The organism is Variovorax sp. GW821-FHT10B04 (genome assembly GCF_059415645.1).
This window is the reverse complement of record NZ_JBWKNQ010000009.1, coordinates 225,670-241,615: the sequence shown is the minus strand read 5'-3', so window position 1 is coordinate 241,615 and position 15,946 is coordinate 225,670. Positions and strand designations below refer to the sequence as shown.

The 15,946-nt window shown below is 66.0% G+C and carries 15 protein-coding genes; 10 read left to right on the top strand and 5 right to left on the bottom strand.

Annotated elements, in window-relative coordinates; genetic code table 11:
* Positions 1-175 precede the first annotated feature (175 nt).
* Positions 176-1,066: a lysophospholipid acyltransferase family protein gene (locus AC07PZ_RS22365; protein WP_495297339.1), complete on the top strand. Its 891-nt coding sequence runs from the start codon at positions 176-178 to the stop codon at positions 1,064-1,066.
* Positions 1,063-1,947, top strand: a complete 885-nt coding sequence (locus tag AC07PZ_RS22360; protein ID WP_495297338.1) for an LpxL/LpxP family acyltransferase — start codon at positions 1,063-1,065, stop codon at positions 1,945-1,947. The genes AC07PZ_RS22365 and AC07PZ_RS22360 overlap by 4 nt, the downstream gene beginning before the upstream one ends.
* A gap of 14 nt (positions 1,948-1,961) precedes the next feature.
* Here the strand turns inward: AC07PZ_RS22360 and AC07PZ_RS22355 are convergent, their stop codons facing one another.
* Together AC07PZ_RS22355 and yihA are read right to left on the bottom strand one after the other, a co-directional pair.
* Entirely contained in the window at positions 1,962-2,873 is a 912-nt protein-coding gene (locus AC07PZ_RS22355) for an alpha/beta fold hydrolase (RefSeq protein ID WP_495297337.1), read from the bottom strand.
* A 70-nt stretch (positions 2,874-2,943) separates the two neighbouring features.
* A complete protein-coding gene (yihA, locus tag AC07PZ_RS22350; protein ID WP_495297336.1) occupies positions 2,944-3,636 on the bottom strand; it encodes a ribosome biogenesis GTP-binding protein YihA/YsxC in 693 nt (230 codons plus the stop codon).
* A gap of 93 nt (positions 3,637-3,729) precedes the next feature.
* Here yihA and AC07PZ_RS22345 point away from each other — a divergent pair, with 93 nt between their 5' ends.
* The 5 genes from AC07PZ_RS22345 (at position 3,730) to msrQ (ending at position 9,749) form a co-directional block, all read left to right on the top strand.
* Positions 3,730-4,404, top strand: a complete 675-nt coding sequence (locus AC07PZ_RS22345) for a c-type cytochrome (protein WP_495297335.1) — start codon at positions 3,730-3,732, stop codon at positions 4,402-4,404.
* 137 nt (positions 4,405-4,541) lie between these two features.
* Entirely contained in the window at positions 4,542-6,680 is a 2,139-nt protein-coding gene (locus AC07PZ_RS22340) for a cytochrome c biogenesis protein ResB (RefSeq protein ID WP_495297334.1), read from the top strand.
* Positions 6,677-7,993, top strand: a complete 1,317-nt coding sequence (ccsB, locus tag AC07PZ_RS22335; protein WP_495297333.1) for a c-type cytochrome biogenesis protein CcsB — start codon at positions 6,677-6,679, stop codon at positions 7,991-7,993. The genes AC07PZ_RS22340 and ccsB overlap by 4 nt, the downstream gene beginning before the upstream one ends.
* An 83-nt stretch (positions 7,994-8,076) precedes the next feature.
* Positions 8,077-9,072 carry a protein-methionine-sulfoxide reductase catalytic subunit MsrP gene (msrP, locus tag AC07PZ_RS22330; RefSeq protein WP_495297332.1) on the top strand — a complete coding sequence of 332 codons (996 nt, stop codon included), beginning with the start codon at positions 8,077-8,079 and terminating at the stop codon, positions 9,070-9,072.
* A gap of 14 nt (positions 9,073-9,086) precedes the next feature.
* Complete coding sequence (gene msrQ, locus AC07PZ_RS22325) at positions 9,087-9,749, top strand: protein-methionine-sulfoxide reductase heme-binding subunit MsrQ (RefSeq protein WP_495297331.1); 663 nt, start codon at positions 9,087-9,089, stop codon at positions 9,747-9,749.
* Here the strand turns inward: msrQ and lysA are convergent.
* Together lysA and lptM are read right to left on the bottom strand one after the other, a co-directional pair.
* Positions 9,727-11,010: a diaminopimelate decarboxylase gene (gene lysA, locus AC07PZ_RS22320; RefSeq protein ID WP_495297330.1), complete on the bottom strand. Its 1,284-nt coding sequence runs from the start codon at positions 11,008-11,010 to the stop codon at positions 9,727-9,729. The genes msrQ and lysA overlap by 23 nt on opposite strands.
* The gene (gene lptM, locus AC07PZ_RS22315; RefSeq protein WP_495297329.1) at positions 11,007-11,231 is read right to left on the bottom strand and encodes an LPS translocon maturation chaperone LptM; all 225 of its coding nucleotides are present in this window, start codon (positions 11,229-11,231) and stop codon (positions 11,007-11,009) included. The genes lysA and lptM overlap by 4 nt, the downstream gene beginning before the upstream one ends.
* A 16-nt stretch (positions 11,232-11,247) precedes the next feature.
* On the opposite strand from lptM, the gene cyaY reads away from it, so the two are divergent.
* The gene (cyaY, locus tag AC07PZ_RS22310) at positions 11,248-11,577 is read left to right on the top strand and encodes an iron donor protein CyaY (protein WP_495297328.1); all 330 of its coding nucleotides are present in this window, start codon (positions 11,248-11,250) and stop codon (positions 11,575-11,577) included.
* A 34-nt stretch (positions 11,578-11,611) separates the two neighbouring features.
* Here the strand turns inward: cyaY and AC07PZ_RS22305 are convergent, their stop codons facing one another.
* Positions 11,612-14,020 carry a penicillin-binding protein 1A gene (locus tag AC07PZ_RS22305; protein ID WP_495297327.1) on the bottom strand — a complete coding sequence of 803 codons (2,409 nt, stop codon included), beginning with the start codon at positions 14,018-14,020 and terminating at the stop codon, positions 11,612-11,614.
* 235 nt (positions 14,021-14,255) lie between these two features.
* Here AC07PZ_RS22305 and AC07PZ_RS22300 point away from each other — a divergent pair, with 235 nt between their 5' ends.
* On the top strand, positions 14,256-15,335 hold the full coding sequence (locus AC07PZ_RS22300; RefSeq protein WP_495297326.1) for a pilus assembly protein PilM: 1,080 nt from the start codon (positions 14,256-14,258) through the stop codon (positions 15,333-15,335).
* Positions 15,332-15,946, top strand: a complete 615-nt coding sequence (locus AC07PZ_RS22295) for a PilN domain-containing protein (protein WP_495297325.1) — start codon at positions 15,332-15,334, stop codon at positions 15,944-15,946. The genes AC07PZ_RS22300 and AC07PZ_RS22295 overlap by 4 nt, the downstream gene beginning before the upstream one ends.

Here is a 15,946-nt window from a genome sequence, read left to right as displayed (position 1 = left end):
CTGGAGAGCTTTGGCGAACGCTTTAGCAGAATGCCGTTGCCGGCACGTGCACAATCGCCTGGCGCTTGTGCGTGTCGCCCTGCAAGTAGTTCCATAACTCAGCGACAATTTGGATTCTATTCGAGCCTCGCAAGTCCTTGCTTGCGTGCGCGTCCTGCCCCCTTCCCTTGCCTTGATGACTGTTCTCTTCCGATTGCTTGCCCGCATACCGCTGCCCCTGATGCATCGGCTCGGCGTGTGCTTCGGCTGGCTCGTGTGGTGGACGTCACCGGGTTATCGGCAGCGCTTCAAGGCCAATGCCGAGGCCGCCGGCTTCACGCCCGACCAGTACCGTCCCGCGATCGGCGCGGCCGGCGCCATGGTGTCGGAACTGCCCTGGCTCTGGCTGCGTCCGCAGGGCGAAAGCGTGCTGCCGCGCGTCGTGCGCTGGGAAGGCCTGGAGGCCTTCGAGGTCGCCATGGCCGAGCGCAAGGGCGTGATCTTCATCACCCCGCACCTGGGCAGCTGGGAGATGTACGCGCAGGCGATGGCCGAGCGCTATCTGGACGCCTACGGACCGCTGACCGCGCTGTTCCGGCCGTCGCGCAAGGCCTGGATCGCCGAGCTCGTGGCCGGCGCGCGCGACCGCGCCGGTCTGCAGACCCTGCCGACCAGCGTGGTCGGCGTGCGCGGGCTGATGCGCGCCCTGCGCAACGGCGGCTACACCGGGCTGCTGCCCGATCAGGTGCCACCGCTGGGGCAGGGCGTCTGGGCGCCGTTCCTGGGCCGGCCGGCCTACACGATGACGCTGCTGCCACGCCTGGCGCAGCAGACCGGTGCCAAGGTCTTCCTGGGTGTCTGCGAGCGCCTGCCCGGTGGCAAGGGCTACGCGATCCGTTGCGAGCCATTCGACGGCACCGCGCTGAACGATCCCAAGGCCACGCCGGAGGCTGCGGCTGCCGCGATGAATGCGGGCATCGAGAAGTTGATCCGCAGCCTGCCGGGCCAGTATGTCTGGGACTACGCGCGCTACAAGGAGCCGAAGGCCGAGCGCATCCACGCGCCCGTCGACGGAGGCGGGCGATGAGTTTCGGGTCGCGCCTGGGCATTCGCTTCATGCAGTCGCTCTCGCACCTGCCGCTGCCGGTGGTGCGCGGACTCGGCGTGGCGCTGGGTCGCGTGCTGTACGTGGTCGCGGTGCCGCGGCGGCACGTGGTCGCGACCAATCTCGCGCTGTGCTTTCCAGAGAAGTCCGCCGAAGAGCGGCACCGCATCGCGCGCGAGACCTTCGTGCTCGCGGCCCAGTCGTGGCTCGATCGGGCCTGGTTGTGGCACGCACCCGAAGCGCTGGTGAAGCGGCGCTTGCGGGTGGTCGGTGCGGCGCCGGAGATCGATGAGATCGCCCACGGCGACGCGCCGATGATCCTGTTCGCGCCGCATTTCTACGGCCTCGATGCGGCGGCCACGGCGCTGACCATGCACACCGCGCGCGCATCGACCACGATCTATTCGACACAGAGCGATCCGGTGGTCGACGCCTGGATCCGCGAGGGGCGCAAGCGCTTCGGCAACGTCGTCACGCTGAACCGCAGCGAGGGCATCAAGCCGATCGTCGCGGGGCTGCGCAAGGGCGGCCTGCTCTATCTGCTGCCGGACATGGATTTCGGTCGCGAGCAGACCGTGTTCGTGCCGTTCTACGGCGTGCAGGCGGCCACCGTGCCGTCGCTGTCGCGCTTTGCGCGGCTTGGCCGGGCGAAGGTGGTGCCGGTGGTGTCCAGGCTCACGCCCGAAGGCTACGACATCGAGGTGCTGCCGGCCTGGCAGAACTTCCCGAGCGACGACGCCACGGCCGACACCGCCCTCATGAACGAGCGGCTGCAGGGCTACATCGACCGGATGCCGTCGCAGTACTACTGGGTGCACCGGCGCTTCAAGACACGGCCTGAAGGCGAACCGACGGTCTACTGACCACCGGGCCGGGCTCAGCGGCGGTGCTGAAAGGCCTCGATCTCCGCAGCGATGAAGGCGGGGCGCTCATGGATGATCCAGTGGGTCGCGCCGGGAACCTTGTGGATCGTCAGGTCCTTCACGTAGTCGTCCAGCCCGTCGAGCAGTCCGGGCAGCAGCGCCGCATCGTCCATCGCCCACAGCACCAGGGCCGGCACGTGGACGGTCAGACGTTCGCGCGGCGGGATGGCGATGTCGGGGGCGCCGTGGCCGGGCATGGCGGGTTTGAGCGGCGTGACGCGGTACAGATTGCAGCCGCCCGTCAGGCCGTGGCGCCAGAGTGCGCGGTACTGGTCCTTCACCGGCTCGGTGAGCCAGCCGAAGCCGTCCGCACCCGCCTTCATGCCTTCGAAAAACGGCCAGAGACGGCGGAAGTCGTCTTCGGCAAGCAAGGCCTCGGCATCGGGCCGGGCCAGGAAGTTCATGTACGCGCTTGCTTCCCGCTGCGCCGGGTTGTCGCGGAGTTCGCGTGCAAAGGTGCCCGGGTGCGGCGAGTTGATGATCACCAGCCGGCCGACCTGCGCGCCGAAGGCGTTGGCATATCCCCAGCCGAACGCGCCGCCCCAGTCGTGCGCGACCAGCGTGGCGATGGTGCCGTCGGTGCTCTCGGTCGCGACCAACTGCTGGATGTCCTGGAGCAGCAGATGCGCCCGATAGGCCGGCACCTCGGCCGGTGCGCTCGAGGCCTCGAAGCCGCGCAGGTTCGGCGCCACGCAGCGGTAGCCGCCGTGCGCCGGCTGCGCGAAGTGCGCGAGCAGCTCATCCCAGATGAAGGCGCCCTCGGGAAAACCATGAAGAAACACCATCAGCGGACGGCCGGGTGTTCCGCTGGCGCGGCAACTGAGCGTGGTGCCGTTGGGCAGCACGCGCTGGAAGGTCTCGATCATCTGTCTTGTCTCCTGATGCCATTCGGCGTGGGACGGTGCCCTGACAGGACGGTCGACGAGACGAGTCCGTTCAGGGCGCGTCGGGGTGGGCCCAGCGATGGAGCAGTTCGGCAGCTTCTTCGACGCCCTGCTTCTTCAGCGCGGAGAACAGTTTGACCTCACCGCCACCGGCCTGCAGTCGCATGATCGACAGCGCCTTGTTCGCATCGGCGCGCGTGAGCTTGTCGGCCTTCGTCAGCAGCACCAGGAACTTGAGGCCTTCCGTGACGCGGGGACGGATCACGTCCAGCAGGATCTCGTCGAGCTCGGTCAGGCCGTGGCGCGGATCGCACATCAGCACCACGCCGCGCAGGCTCTGGCGGGTGATCAGGTAGTTGCCCATCACGCGTTGCCAGCGCAGCTTCGCTTCCTTCGGCACGGCGGCGTAGCCGTAGCCCGGCAGGTCGGCCAGCACCGCGTCGTCGATCTTCTGCTTGCCGACACCGAACAGGTTGATGTGCTGGGTGCGGCCGGGCGTCTTCGACGCGAAGGCCAGGCGCGTCTGCTGCGTCAGCGTGTTGATGGCCGTCGACTTGCCGGCGTTCGAGCGGCCGACGAATGCGATCTCGGGCAGGTCGAGCGCGGGCAGGTGTTCCAGCTGGGGCGCGCTGGTGAGGAAGTGCGCGGTGTGGAGCCAGCCCATCGCAGTGCGGGCCCGGTCGGGGGCGGCAGCCGTCGTGGTGGGCGGCGTCGCGGGGGCCGGTGAGGGCGTTGGGGAGGTCATCAAAGAGGCTTTCGGAACGGGCTGCCATTGTAGAATCGCGCGGTTTTGCGCCATAAATCCAAGTCCCTAGCGCCATAAATCCAAGCCCCCGATATGAAGTTGTTTGCCAAATTTATGCTTGCAGCCCTCGTGGGCATGGCCTTCAGTGCCAGCTACGCAGCCGATGAACATGCAGCGGCTCCAGCCGCAGCGGCGGTGGCCAAACCGGCCAAACCCGATCCCGCGAAGGGCGACACTGTCTTCAATGCGACACCCGCCAACAGCCAGAGTTGCGCGTCCTGCCACAACGCGGACGGCAATTCGGCGATCGCAAGCAATCCGAAGCTGGCGCAGCAGCATCCCGAATACATCCTCAAGCAGCTGCAGGACTTCAAGTCCGGCAAGCGCAAGAGCGCGATCATGAAGCCGCTGGCGTCCGCGCTCTCCGACGAAGACATGCGAAACATCGCGTGGTTCGTGGGCTCCAAGAACGTCAAGACCGGCTTCTCGAAGGAGAAGGACCTGGTCGCACTCGGCGAGAAGATCTACCGCGGCGGCATCGCCGATCGCCAGATCGCCGCCTGCGCCGGCTGCCACAGCCCGAACGGCGCCGGCATCCCCGCGCAGTACCCGCGCCTGGGTGGCCAGCACGCCGACTACACGACGGCGCAGCTCGTGGCCTTCCGCGACGGTGTGCGCCTGAACAGCCCGCAGATGACGGGCGTGGCCGCCAAGCTGAACGACCGCGAGATCAAGGCCGTCGCCGACTACATTGCCGGTCTCCGTTGATACAGCGCAAGCCTTCGCGCACGGCGTGTCGCGAGTGGCCGTGAAGTTGAACTAACCGCCCATAAACACACCCAACAAGGCGGGCCGATCCGAAACAGGATGGCCCGCTTTTTTGTTTCCAGCGACCGCCAGATTCAATGTCAGTGTCCACCCACGGCCTTCGTGTCCGTCGCGGCCCGCAAGTGGTTCGCGCGGCCGTCGAGCTGTTTTCTTCGATGCGCTTCGCGATCGCGCTGCTCACCGTCATCTGCATCGCGTCGATCATCGGCACCGTGCTCAAGCAGCACGAGCCGCTCGGCAACTACATCAACCAGTTCGGTCCGTTCTGGGCCGAGTTCTTCCGCGTCGCGCGGCTCGACGCGATCTACAGCGCCTGGTGGTTCCTGCTGATCCTGCTGTTCCTGGTGATCAGCACGTCGCTGTGCATCTCCCGCAACACGCCGCACATCCTTCGCGACCTGAAGAACCTCAAGGAAGGCATCCGCGCCCAGAGCCTCAGGGCTTTCGGACAGCGGGCCGAAACTTCGCTGGAAGAGGCGCCCGAGGCTGCCGCGCAGCGCATCGGTGCGTTGCTTGCCGGCGGAGGCTGGAAGGTCAAGCTGCAGCAGCGCACTGCGGGGCAGGCCGGCTGGATGGTCGCGGCCCGCGCCGGCGGGGCGCACAAGCTGGGCTACATCGCGGCGCACAGCGCGATCGTCCTGATCTGCCTGGGCGGTTTGTTCGACGGCGACCTGGTGGTCCGTGCCCAGACCTGGTTCAACGGCAAGAGCGTGTTCACTGGCGGCGGCATGATCGCCGACGTGCCCGCCGAGCACCGGCTGTCGCCGAGCAACCCGACCTTCCGCGGCAACATCCTGGTGCCCGAGGGCGGGCAGTCCAGCGTCGCGATCCTGAACCAGTCCGACGGCGTGCTGCTGCAGGAATTGCCGTTCTCGATCGAGCTCAAGAAGTTCATCGTCGACTACTACTCGACCGGCATGCCGAAGCTGTTCGCCAGCGAGGTCGTGCTGCACGATCGCGCGACTGGCGAGCAGGTGCCTGCGCGCATCGAGGTCAACCATCCGGCGAGCTACAAGGGCGTCGAGATCTACCAGTCCAGCTTCGATGACGGCGGCTCGAACGTGAAGCTCAAGGCCGTGCCGATGGCCGCAGCGGCCAAGCCGTTCGAGGTCGACGGCACGATCGGCGGGAGCACCGAGATCAGCAACGGCGCCGAGAAGCTCACGCTCGAATATGCGGCATTGCGCGTGATCAACGTCGAGAACTTCGCGGACGGTGCCAACGGCGCGCTCACCAGCGGCGCCGACGTGCGCAAGGTCGACCTGCGCCACAGCATCGAATCGCGGTTCGGTGCGGCCAACAAGACCGACAAGCCGAAGACGCTGCGCAACATCGGGCCGAGCATCGGCTACAAGCTGCGCGATGCGGCGGGCCAGGCGCGCGAGTACCAGAACTACATGCTGCCGGTGGACACCGGCGACGGACAGCCCGTGTTCCTGCTGGGCGTGCGTGATCGGCCCGAAGACCCGTTCCGCTACCTGCGTGTTCCGGCCGATGCGCAAGGCTCCATGGACGGTTTCGTGCGCATGCGTGCAGCGCTGGGCGACGCCGACCTGCGCGCGCGCGCGGTCGAGCGCTACATCGCGCGCGCGACCGACCCGAAGCGTCCCGACCTCGCGGAGCAACTGCGCGTCTCGGCCACGCGCGCACTGGCGCTGTTCGCGGGCTCCGAGCGCGCCCGGCCCGATGCGCAGAGCGCGGGCGGCTGGCAGGCGATCGCCGAGTTCATGGAGGCCAACGTGCCCGAGAGCGAGCGCGAGCGCGCTGGCGGCGTGCTGGTGCGCATCCTGAACGACGTGCTTTTCGAGGTGCTCAACCTCAGCCGCGAATCGGCGGGCCTGGCCGCGCTGCCCAGCGACGAGAGTTCGCAGGCCTACCTGACGCAGGCGGTGCTCGCCATCAGCGACGCGCATTTCTATCCGGCACCGGTCGCGATGATGATGACCGACTTCAAGCAGGTCCAGGCCAGCGTGTTCCAGGTGGCGCGTGCGCCCGGCAAGAGCGTGGTCTACACCGGCTGCCTGTTGCTGATCGTCGGCATTTTTGCGATGCTGTACGTGCGCGAGCGTCGGCTGTGGATCTGGCTCGAACCCCATGACAGCGGCAGCGATGCGACGATGGCCTTCTCCGTGAACCGCCGCACCATCGACAGCGACCGCGAGTTCGGCAACCTCAAGGACAAGCTGCTCGCGCTCAGGAACAACACAAAGCCATGACCACCACGACCCTCACGCTCAACGACGGCTGGCTGTCGCGCCGCAATCTCTTCGACTGGATCTTCGCCGCGCTGGTGCTGGCCGGTGGCGTGTTCGCCTTCTCGCGCTACGGCGGGTCGATGGACTACTACGAGAAGCCGATCCTGGTGGCCGCGCTGACCTGCGTGATCTGGCTCGGCTGGTTCTGGCGTCCGTTGCGGGTGCTGGCCATCGTGGTCACGGCCGCGTCGCTGCTGGCGGTGAGCTCGTACCAGGCCGATCTGGCGCGTGCGGACACCGTGTTCTGGCTCAAGTATTTCCTGTCGAGCCAGTCGGCCATCCTCTGGATGAGCGTGCTGTTCTTCATGAGCACGATGTTCTACTGGCTCGGCCTGTTCGGCGGCAAGCAGGGCGACGCGATGGAGCTGATCGGTTCGCGCATCGCCTGGGCCGGCGTCACGATGGCGCTGATCGGCACCATGGTCCGCTGGTACGAGAGTCATCTGCTCGGCCCCGACATCGGCCACATCCCGGTGAGCAACCTGTACGAAGTCTTCGTGCTGTTCTCGTGGCTCACCGCCGCGTTCTATCTCTACTTCGAGTCGCGCTACGGCACGCGCGCCATTGGTGCCTTCGTGATGCTGGTGGTCAGTGCGGCGGTCGGCTTTCTGCTCTGGTACACGCTGGTGCGCGACGCCCACGAAATCCAGCCGCTCGTGCCTGCGCTGCAGAGCTGGTGGATGAAGCTTCACGTGCCAGCCAACTTCATCGGCTATGGCACCTTCTCGCTGGCGGCCATGGTGGCCTTCGCCTACCTGATCAAGGAGCAGGCGAACGAGACGCGCTGGCACCGGCTCACGCCGATCTGGCTGCTCGGCGTGGCGCTGTGCTTCGTTCCGGTCGCGTTCCGCCAGCGCGTGCAGGAGGCTGGCGGCAGCTACTGGGTCGGTTATGCGGCCATCTCGGCGCTGATCGCCGCGGGCATCCTGCTGGGCCGCAAGCGCATTGCGGCGCGGCTGCCGGCCAACGAGGTGCTCGACGACGTCATGTACAAGGCGATCACCGTCGGCTTCGCCTTCTTCACGATCGCGACCGTGCTCGGCGCGCTGTGGGCGGCCGACGCCTGGGGCGGCTACTGGAGCTGGGATCCGAAGGAGACCTGGGCGCTGATCGTCTGGCTCAATTACGCGGCCTGGCTGCACATGCGGCTGGTCAAGGGGCTGCGCGGCACGGTGGCGGCCTGGTGGGCGCTGGCCGGGCTGGCGGTCACGACCTTCGCCTTCCTGGGCGTCAACATGTTCCTGAGCGGCCTGCACAGTTACGGGACACTTTGAAACCGGAATGCGCCGGTGTGCGTAACCTCTTGAGGTTATGCAACGAACTACGGTGAACATCACCAGCGATCGAAAGGCGCGTCATGCTGATTCATTCCAGGGACAACGGTTTCGTCCATCCGGCTTCCAGCGAAATCACGCCGCAAAGCGCGTACGAAGGCCGGCGCGACATGCTCAAGCTGCTCGCCACCGGCGTGGCCGGTGCAGCGATGGCCTCGTGGGCGGCGCGTGACGCGCTCGCCCAGGCGGCACCCGGCAAGCTCGCCGCGCTGAAGGGCGCCAAGTCGGCGGTGCCTGGCGCGCAGACCATGGAGAAGGTCACCGAGTACAAGGACGCGACGACCTACAACAACTACTACGAGTTCGGCACCGACAAGGCCGACCCGGCCAAGAACGCCGGTACCTTGAAGACGCAGCCGTGGACCGTCGAGGTCGAGGGCCTGGTCAAGAAACCAGGCAAATATGGCATCGAAGACCTGATCAAGCTCAGCGCGCAGGAAGAGCGGATCTACCGCCTGCGCTGCGTCGAGGGTTGGTCGATGGTGATTCCCTGGGTCGGCTATTCGCTGGCCGAGCTGATCAAGAAGGTCGAGCCGCAGGGCAACGCCAAGTATGTGGAGTTCCTCACGCTGGCCGACCCGAAGACCATGCCCTTCGTCGGCTCCCGCGTGCTCGACTGGCCCTATGCGGAGGGCCTGCGCATGGACGAAGCCATGCACCCGCTCACGCTGCTGACCTTCGGCATGTATGGCGAGGTACTGCCGAACCAGAACGGCGCGCCGGTGCGCATCGTGGTGCCATGGAAGTACGGCTTCAAGAGCGGCAAGTCGATCGTCAAGATCCGCTTCGTCGAGAAGGAGCCCGGCACGGCCTGGAACAAGGCTGCGGCCAACGAATACGGCTTCTTCTCCAACGTGAATCCGAACGTCGATCACCCGCGTTGGAGCCAGGCGACGGAACGCCGCATCGGCGACGGCGGCGGGCTGTTCGCCAAGCGCCGCAAGACCGAGATGTTCAACGGATATGAAGCGCAGGTCGGGCAGCTCTACGCTGGCATGGACCTGAAGAAGTTCTATTGAACCCGGTTGCGCGCATGAACAAGCTGCTGCTGCACCCGGCCGCGAAGCCGCTGGTGTTCGTGCTGTGCCTGCTGCCGTTCGCGTGGCTGGTCTATGGCGCGTTCACCGACGGATTGGGCGCCAATCCGGCCGAGTACCTGATCCGCTCCGCCGGCGACTGGACGCTGCGCTTCATCTGCATCGTGCTGGCGGTCACGCCGCTGCGCGTGATGACCAAGCTCAACGGCCTGGCGCGCTACCGGCGCATGTTGGGGCTCTTCGCGTATTTCTACGTCGTGGTCCACCTGCTCGCATACAGCTGGTTCGACATGGGTTTCGACATTCCCGAGATCGCCAAGGACATCGCCAAGCGGCCCTTCATCCTGGTGGGCTTCGCGGCTTTCGTCCTGTTGACGCCGTTGGCTGCGACCTCGTTCAATCGCGCCATCAAGGCGATGGGGCCGAAGCGCTGGCAGTTGCTGCACAAGCTGGTCTACCTGATCGCCGGCCTGGGCCTGCTGCACTTCTTCTGGCTGCGTGCCGGCAAGAACAACTTTGCCGAAGTGTCGGTCTACGCGGCCATCATCGCTGCGCTGCTGCTGTGGCGCGTCTGGAACTTCGTGCGTCGCAAGCGCGCGCCGCAGCCGCGTGTGCAGCCGGGGCGCGTGCAGGCGCCTAAGCCGCGAAGCGCTCGGTGAGCAACTGGTCTTCCAGCGTCTCGCGGCGGCGGATCAGCGTCGCGCGATCGCCGCTGACCAGCACTTCTGCAGCACGGCCGCGCGTGTTGTAGTTGCTGGACATGGCCATGCAGTACGCGCCGGCCGACAGCACGGCCAGCAGGTCGCCCGATGCGACCGAGAGCTCGCGGTCGCGGCCGATCCAGTCGCCGCTCTCGCAGATCGGCCCGACCACGTCATAGGTGACGGGCAGCACGCCGCTCGCCGAGGCGACCGGCACGATCTGGTGGAAAGCCTGGTACATCGCGGGCCGCGGCAGGTCGTTCATCGCTGCATCGACGATGCAGAAGTTCTTGTCCTCGCCAGGCTTCGTGTAGAGCACTTCCGTCACGCAGACACCGGCATTGCCGACCAGCGAGCGGCCGGGTTCGACGACCAGCCGGCGATCGCCGAAACCGCGCGCGTCCAGCCGTGCGAGCAGTTGCTTCCACAGCGCATCGGCTGCGGGCGGTGTGTCGTTGTTGTAGTCGATGCCCAGGCCGCCCCCGAAGTCGAGGTGATGCAGCGGAATGCCGGCCTTCTCGATCGCCTCCACCAGGTCGAGCACACGCTCGAGCGCATCGAGGTACGGCGAGGCTTCGGTGATCTGCGAGCCGATGTGGCAGTCGATGCCGAGCACGCGCAGGCCCGGCAAGGAGGCCGCATGCTGGTAGGTCGCGAGTGCATGGTCGTGCGCCACGCCGAACTTGTTGCCTTTGAGCCCCGTCGAGATGTACGGGTGCGTCTTCGGGTCGACGTTCGGATTGATGCGGATGCTGACGGCTGCGCGATGGCCTTCTTCAAGCGCCACCTCGTTGAGCACTTCGAGTTCGGCGTCGCTCTCGACATTGAAGCAGGCGATGCCGGCAGCCAGGGCCTGGCGCATCTCGGCGCGCGTCTTGCCGACACCCGAGAAGATCACCTTGGCGGGATCGGCGCCGGCAGCCAGCACACGCACCAGTTCGCCGCCCGAGACGATGTCGAAGCCGCAGCCGGCTTCGGCGAACACGCGCAGCACGCCCAGCGAGGAATTCGCCTTCATCGCATAGCAGACCAGGGCGTTGCGGCCCTCGAAGCCGCGCTGGTAGGCGGCGAGTGCGTCGAGCATCCATTGCTTCGAGTAGACGAAGAGCGGCGTGCCGTGTTCGGCGGCCAGCGCAGCGAGCGACACGCCTTCGACGTGCAGCGCGTCGCCCGTGCGTGCGATGTGCGGGTGGCCTGGGAGAGTGCGAACGGCCGTCACTTGGCGGCTCCTGCGGGCGCGGACGCCGCGGCGGCCGGTGCGGCTGCTGCTTCCGGTGCGCCACCGACGGACGGCGTGAGCACCTGCGGCAGTGTGGCGCGCTTGCTCGCGACCGGATCGGTCGGCAGATACAGCGGACCCTTGAGACCGCAGCCGCTGAGGCCGACCCCTAACGCAGTGAGGCTTGCGCCGATCACTAGAATTTGACGAACATTCAACATGGTAAAATTAATTGTAATGACGGACCCCGAGTACATGGACCGCGCGGAGGCGGCGCTGGCCGCCATCGAGCGATGCTGCGACCGCCTCAACGAGACGACCGATGCGGACATCGACAACCAGCGCGTGGGCGGCATGATCACCATCGTTTTCGGCAACGGCAGCCAGATCATCGTCAATCTGCAGAAGCCGTTGCATGAAATCTGGCTCGCGGCCCGCAGTGGCGGGTACCACTACCGCCACGACGGCGATGCCTGGGTCGACACCAAGACGGGGGAAGAGTTCTTCGGCAACCTGTCGCGGGAAGCCAGCCGGCAGGCGAGCCAGCCGCTGGACTTCCACGCTTGAACTGAGTGAGCGGCCGTTCCGGCCGCTTCACGCTTCAATTCCGGAACAGATCGAGGATCTTGTTGCGTTCCTCTGGCGCCGGGTTCGGTGCGACCGGGGCACCCGTTATCGCCTCGGCCGGCTGCACCGGCGCAGTGTCCAGGCCCAGGCTGGCGACACCGCGGCCAGGCGCGTAGTCGTCGAAGTACCACTCGCCGCCCACGTTGACCACGCCGGCCGGCGGGCTCGCCACGAGGTCGGTCACCGGCACACCCTTGAGCGCCGTCTGCATGTAGTCGATCCAGATCGGCAGGCTCAGTCCGCCGCCCGTTTCACGATCGCCCAGCTTGCGCGGCGTGTCGTATCCCATCCATGCGATGGCGGTCCGGGTCGGCTGGAAGCCGGCGAACCAGGCGTCGAGCGAATCGTTGGTGGTGCCGGTCTTGCCGTAGATGTCCGGACGCTTGAGCGAGGCCTGCGCCTTGGCCGCCGTGCCACCGCTCGCCACCGATTGCAGCAGGCTGTCCATGATGAAGGCGTTGCGCTGAGGAATGGCGCGCATCGTCTCGTTGAGCAGCGGTGGCTGCGTTTCGACCAGCACCTTGTCCTTGTGATCGGTGATCTTGGTCACGAGGTACGGATTGACGCGGTAGCCGCCATTGGCGAACACCGAATAAGCGGTGGCCATCTGCATCGGCGTCACCGAACCCGCACCCAGCGCCATCGGCAGGTAGGCGGGATGCTTGTCGCGCTCGAAGCCGAAGTTGGTGATCCAGTCCTGCGCGTAGCGCGTGCCGATCGATTGCAGGATGCGCACCGACACCAGGTTCTTGGACTTCATCAGCGCGCGGCGCATCGACATCGGGCCTTCGAAGCCGCCGTCGTAGTTCTTCGGCTCCCAGGGCTGCCCGCCGGTGGTTGCCGCATCGAAGAACAGCGGCGCGTCGTTGATCACCGTGGCCGGCGAGAAGCCCTTTTCGAGCGATGCCGAATAGATGAAGGGCTTGAAGCTCGAGCCCGGCTGGCGCCAGGCCTGCGTGACGTGGTTGAACTTGTTCTTGCTGAAGTCGAAACCGCCGACCATCGCCTTCACTGCGCCGTCGCGCGGATCGAGTGCGACGAACGCGCCCTCGACTTCCGGCAGCTGCGTGATTTCGAGGTTGTTCTTGGCGCCACGCGCCACGCGGATCACGGCGCCGCGGCGCAGCTTGATGTTGGGTGGTGCCTTGTCGGACAAGCCGGACTGCGCCGGTTTCAGTCCATCGCCGGTGATCTGCAGCACTTCGCCGTTGCCGCGCACGGCGACGACTTCCTTGGGGCTGACCTTCAGCACGACGGCCGCCATCACGTCGCCGTTGTCGGGGTGATCCGACAGCGCATCGTCGACGGCCTCGTCGACCTCCTTGGCCGAGTTCGGCAGCTCCACGAACTTTTCCGGGCCGCGGTAGATCTGCCGCCGCTCATAGTCCATGATGCCGCGCCGCAACGCCTTGTATGCGGCGGCCTGGTCGGTCGAGACGATCGACGTGTAGACCTTGAGTCCGCGCGTGTAGGTGCTGTCGCCGTACTGCGCATACATCAGCTGGCGGACGGTCTCGGCGACATACTCGGCATGCAGCCGGTCCGGATCGGCCGGGTCGCGCAGATGCAGTTGTTCCTGCTTGGCGTCGGCCGCCTGTTGCGCGGTGATGAAGCCGGAGTCTTCCATGCGGTCGATCACATACAGCTGGCGGGCGCGGGCGCGGGTCGGGTTGTTCACCGGATTGTTCGCGCCGGGCGCCTTCGGCAGTCCGGCCAGCATTGCCGCCTGCGCAATCGTGATGTCCTTCAGCGGCTTGCCGAAATAGGCTTCGGATGCGGCCGCAAAACCATAGGCGCGATTGCCGAGGTAGATCTGGTTCAGGTAGATCTCCAGGATCTGGTCCTTGGTCAGAAGATGCTCGAGCTTGAAGGTCAGCAGGATTTCGTAGATCTTGCGGGTCAGCGTCTTCTCGGAGCTCAGGTAGACGTTGCGCGCGACCTGCATCGTGATGGTCGACGCACCCTGGCTCTTCACGCGGTTCATGTTGGCAAGGCCTGCGCGAACCATGCCCTTGTAGTCGACGCCGCCGTGGTCGTAGAAGCGGGCGTCCTCGGCGGCGAGCACGGCATCCTTCATGACCTTGGGAATCGTGGCGATCGGCGTGAGGTTGCGGCGTTCTTCGCCGAACTCGCCGATCTGCACGCCGTCAGCGGAGAAGACACGCAGCGGCAGCTTCGGGCGGTAGTCGGAAAGGTCGGAGATGTCGGGCAGATTGGGGTACGCGACGGCGAGTGCGACAGCGATCACGCAGATCACCGACAGAACGCCTGCCGCAGCAATGCCGAAAGCCCAGAACACCAGACGCATCAACCAGGTTAGCCAGACCGGGCGTTGGCTTGCAGGTGCCTTGTCGGGCTTGGAAGGGGGGGAGGATTCGGGCATGGAGGGTGGGAGAGTCACCGCGCATTATAAAAACCGGGGGGCATCGGCGCTCGGGTTTCCGCCACCTGCGAGGACGAAGCCCGGTGTCTTGCGACGCAAATTGCATCTGCGTACGTTTGCGTCGGCTTTTTGGCAACGATCGCCGGTGACTGATCAGCGGACTCGTGGGTAGTTGCTGCTAGCATGCAACCATATGCATGTTTTTCGAATAGTTACAAATAGATAGGGTGCCGGATTGATCGCTCTGGGTTCGCTGTTTCGCCAACAGCCCGCGTCGCTGATCGGGCTGGACGTCAGTTCGTCGAGCGTGAAGCTCGTCGAACTGGGGCGCGAGCCGACGGGCCTTCTGTCCCTGGAGCGATGCGCCATCGAGCCGCTGGAACCTGGCTGGATCGTGGACGGCAACATCGAGAAGTTCGATGAAGTCGCCGAGTCGCTGCGCCGCGTCGTGCGCAAGAGCGGTTCGCGCGCGCGCCACGCGGCGCTTGCGTTGCCGTCGTCGGCGGTGATCACCAAGAAAATCGTGTTGCCGGGCGGCTTGAGCGAAAGGGAGCTCGAATTCCAGGTCGAGTCCGAGGCCAGCCACTACATCCCTTTTCCGCTGGACGAGGTGAGTCTCGACTTCTGCGTGCTGGGCCCGAGCAAACAGATCCCCGCCGATGTCGAGGTGCTGATCGCCGCTTCGCGCAAGGAAAAGGTCCAGGACCGCGAAGGCCTGGCCGAAGCGGCCGGGCTGAAAGCCGTGGTCCTGGATGTCGAGTCCTACGCTTCGCGGCTCGCCGCGGCACGGCTCATCGCGCAGCTTCCGGGCAACGGTCGCGAGCCCGTGGTCGCGCTTTTCGAGGTCGGCGCTTTCACCACCAGCATGCAGGTGCTGCGCGACCAGGAAGTACTTTACGACCGCGATCAGGCCTTCGGCGGCGCGCAACTCAGCCAGCTCATCGTGCGGCAGTACGGCTTCTCGGCCGACGAAGCGGAATCGAAGAAGCGCAATGGCGATCTTCCGGACGACTACGGCGCCCATGTGCTCAAGCCCTTCGTCGCCAGCCTGGCGCAGGAAATCGGGCGCGCATTGCAGTTCTTCTTTGCGAGCACGCCGCACAACCGTGTCGACTATGTGTTGCTGGCCGGCGGCTCGGCCGCGCTGCCCGGTCTGACCAGCGCCGTGATGCGCCATACCTCGTTTGCCTGTTCTCTTGTCAATCCGTTCGACGGAATGGCCATCGGGCCTGCAGTCCAGGAGAAAAAGATGCGGCGCGAGGCCCCGTCGTACCTGACCTCCTGCGGCTTGGCGATGCGGAGATTCCAGCAGTGATCCTGATCAATCTTCTCCCGCATCGCGAAGCCGCGCGAAAGCGCCGCCGCGACAACTTCCATGTGTTGCTCGGTGCCTGCGTGCTGGGCGGACTGGCGATGGCGGCTGCCGCCTATGGCGGCTATCAAAGCCAGATAGCGACCCAGCAGGCGACCAACGGCTATCTCCAGGCCGAGATCGGCAAGCTCGAATCGGAGATCAAGGAAATCTCGGCACTGCAGTCCGAGATCGCCGCCTTGCGCGCCCGGCAGCAAGCGGTCGAGGATCTTCAAGGCGACCGGAACCTGCCCGTGCATCTGCTCAACGAATTGGCGCGCCAATTGCCCGACGGTGTCTACCTGACCAGCATGCGGCAGGAAAACCAGCGGGTCACCCTGCAGGGCACCGCCCAGTCCAACGAGCGGGTGTCCGAACTGCTGCGCAATCTCGGCAGTGCAGGATCCTGGCTGACCCGGCCCGAACTGGTCGAGATCACCTATGGCACCGTCGCGATGACGCCGCGGGACATCCGACGGGTATCGAATTTCACGATGCGCGTCGGCATCGAGCGCCCTGCGGCCGCTCCCGCCAGGCCGGCGGCGGCCGCGGCCGCGACGGCAGCGAAAGGCTGA

Bases quoted from the DNA above. Each gene is read 5' to 3' on its own strand.
- AC07PZ_RS22365 (WP_495297339.1), top strand. From the start codon at position 176: ATGACTGTTCTCTTCCGATTGCTTGCCCGCATACCGCTGCCCCTGATG.
- AC07PZ_RS22360 (WP_495297338.1), top strand. From the start codon at position 1,063: ATGAGTTTCGGGTCGCGCCTGGGCATTCGCTTCATGCAGTCGCTCTCG.
- AC07PZ_RS22355 (WP_495297337.1), bottom strand. From the start codon at position 2,873: ATGATCGAGACCTTCCAGCGCGTGCTGCCCAACGGCACCACGCTCAGT.
- yihA (WP_495297336.1), bottom strand. From the start codon at position 3,636: ATGACCTCCCCAACGCCCTCACCGGCCCCCGCGACGCCGCCCACCACG.
- AC07PZ_RS22345 (WP_495297335.1), top strand. From the start codon at position 3,730: ATGAAGTTGTTTGCCAAATTTATGCTTGCAGCCCTCGTGGGCATGGCC.
- AC07PZ_RS22340 (WP_495297334.1), top strand. From the start codon at position 4,542: ATGTCAGTGTCCACCCACGGCCTTCGTGTCCGTCGCGGCCCGCAAGTG.
- ccsB (WP_495297333.1), top strand. From the start codon at position 6,677: ATGACCACCACGACCCTCACGCTCAACGACGGCTGGCTGTCGCGCCGC.
- msrP (WP_495297332.1), top strand. From the start codon at position 8,077: ATGCTGATTCATTCCAGGGACAACGGTTTCGTCCATCCGGCTTCCAGC.
- msrQ (WP_495297331.1), top strand. From the start codon at position 9,087: ATGAACAAGCTGCTGCTGCACCCGGCCGCGAAGCCGCTGGTGTTCGTG.
- lptM (WP_495297329.1), bottom strand. From the start codon at position 11,231: ATGTTGAATGTTCGTCAAATTCTAGTGATCGGCGCAAGCCTCACTGCG.
- cyaY (WP_495297328.1), top strand. From the start codon at position 11,248: ATGACGGACCCCGAGTACATGGACCGCGCGGAGGCGGCGCTGGCCGCC.
- AC07PZ_RS22305 (WP_495297327.1), bottom strand. From the start codon at position 14,020: ATGCCCGAATCCTCCCCCCCTTCCAAGCCCGACAAGGCACCTGCAAGC.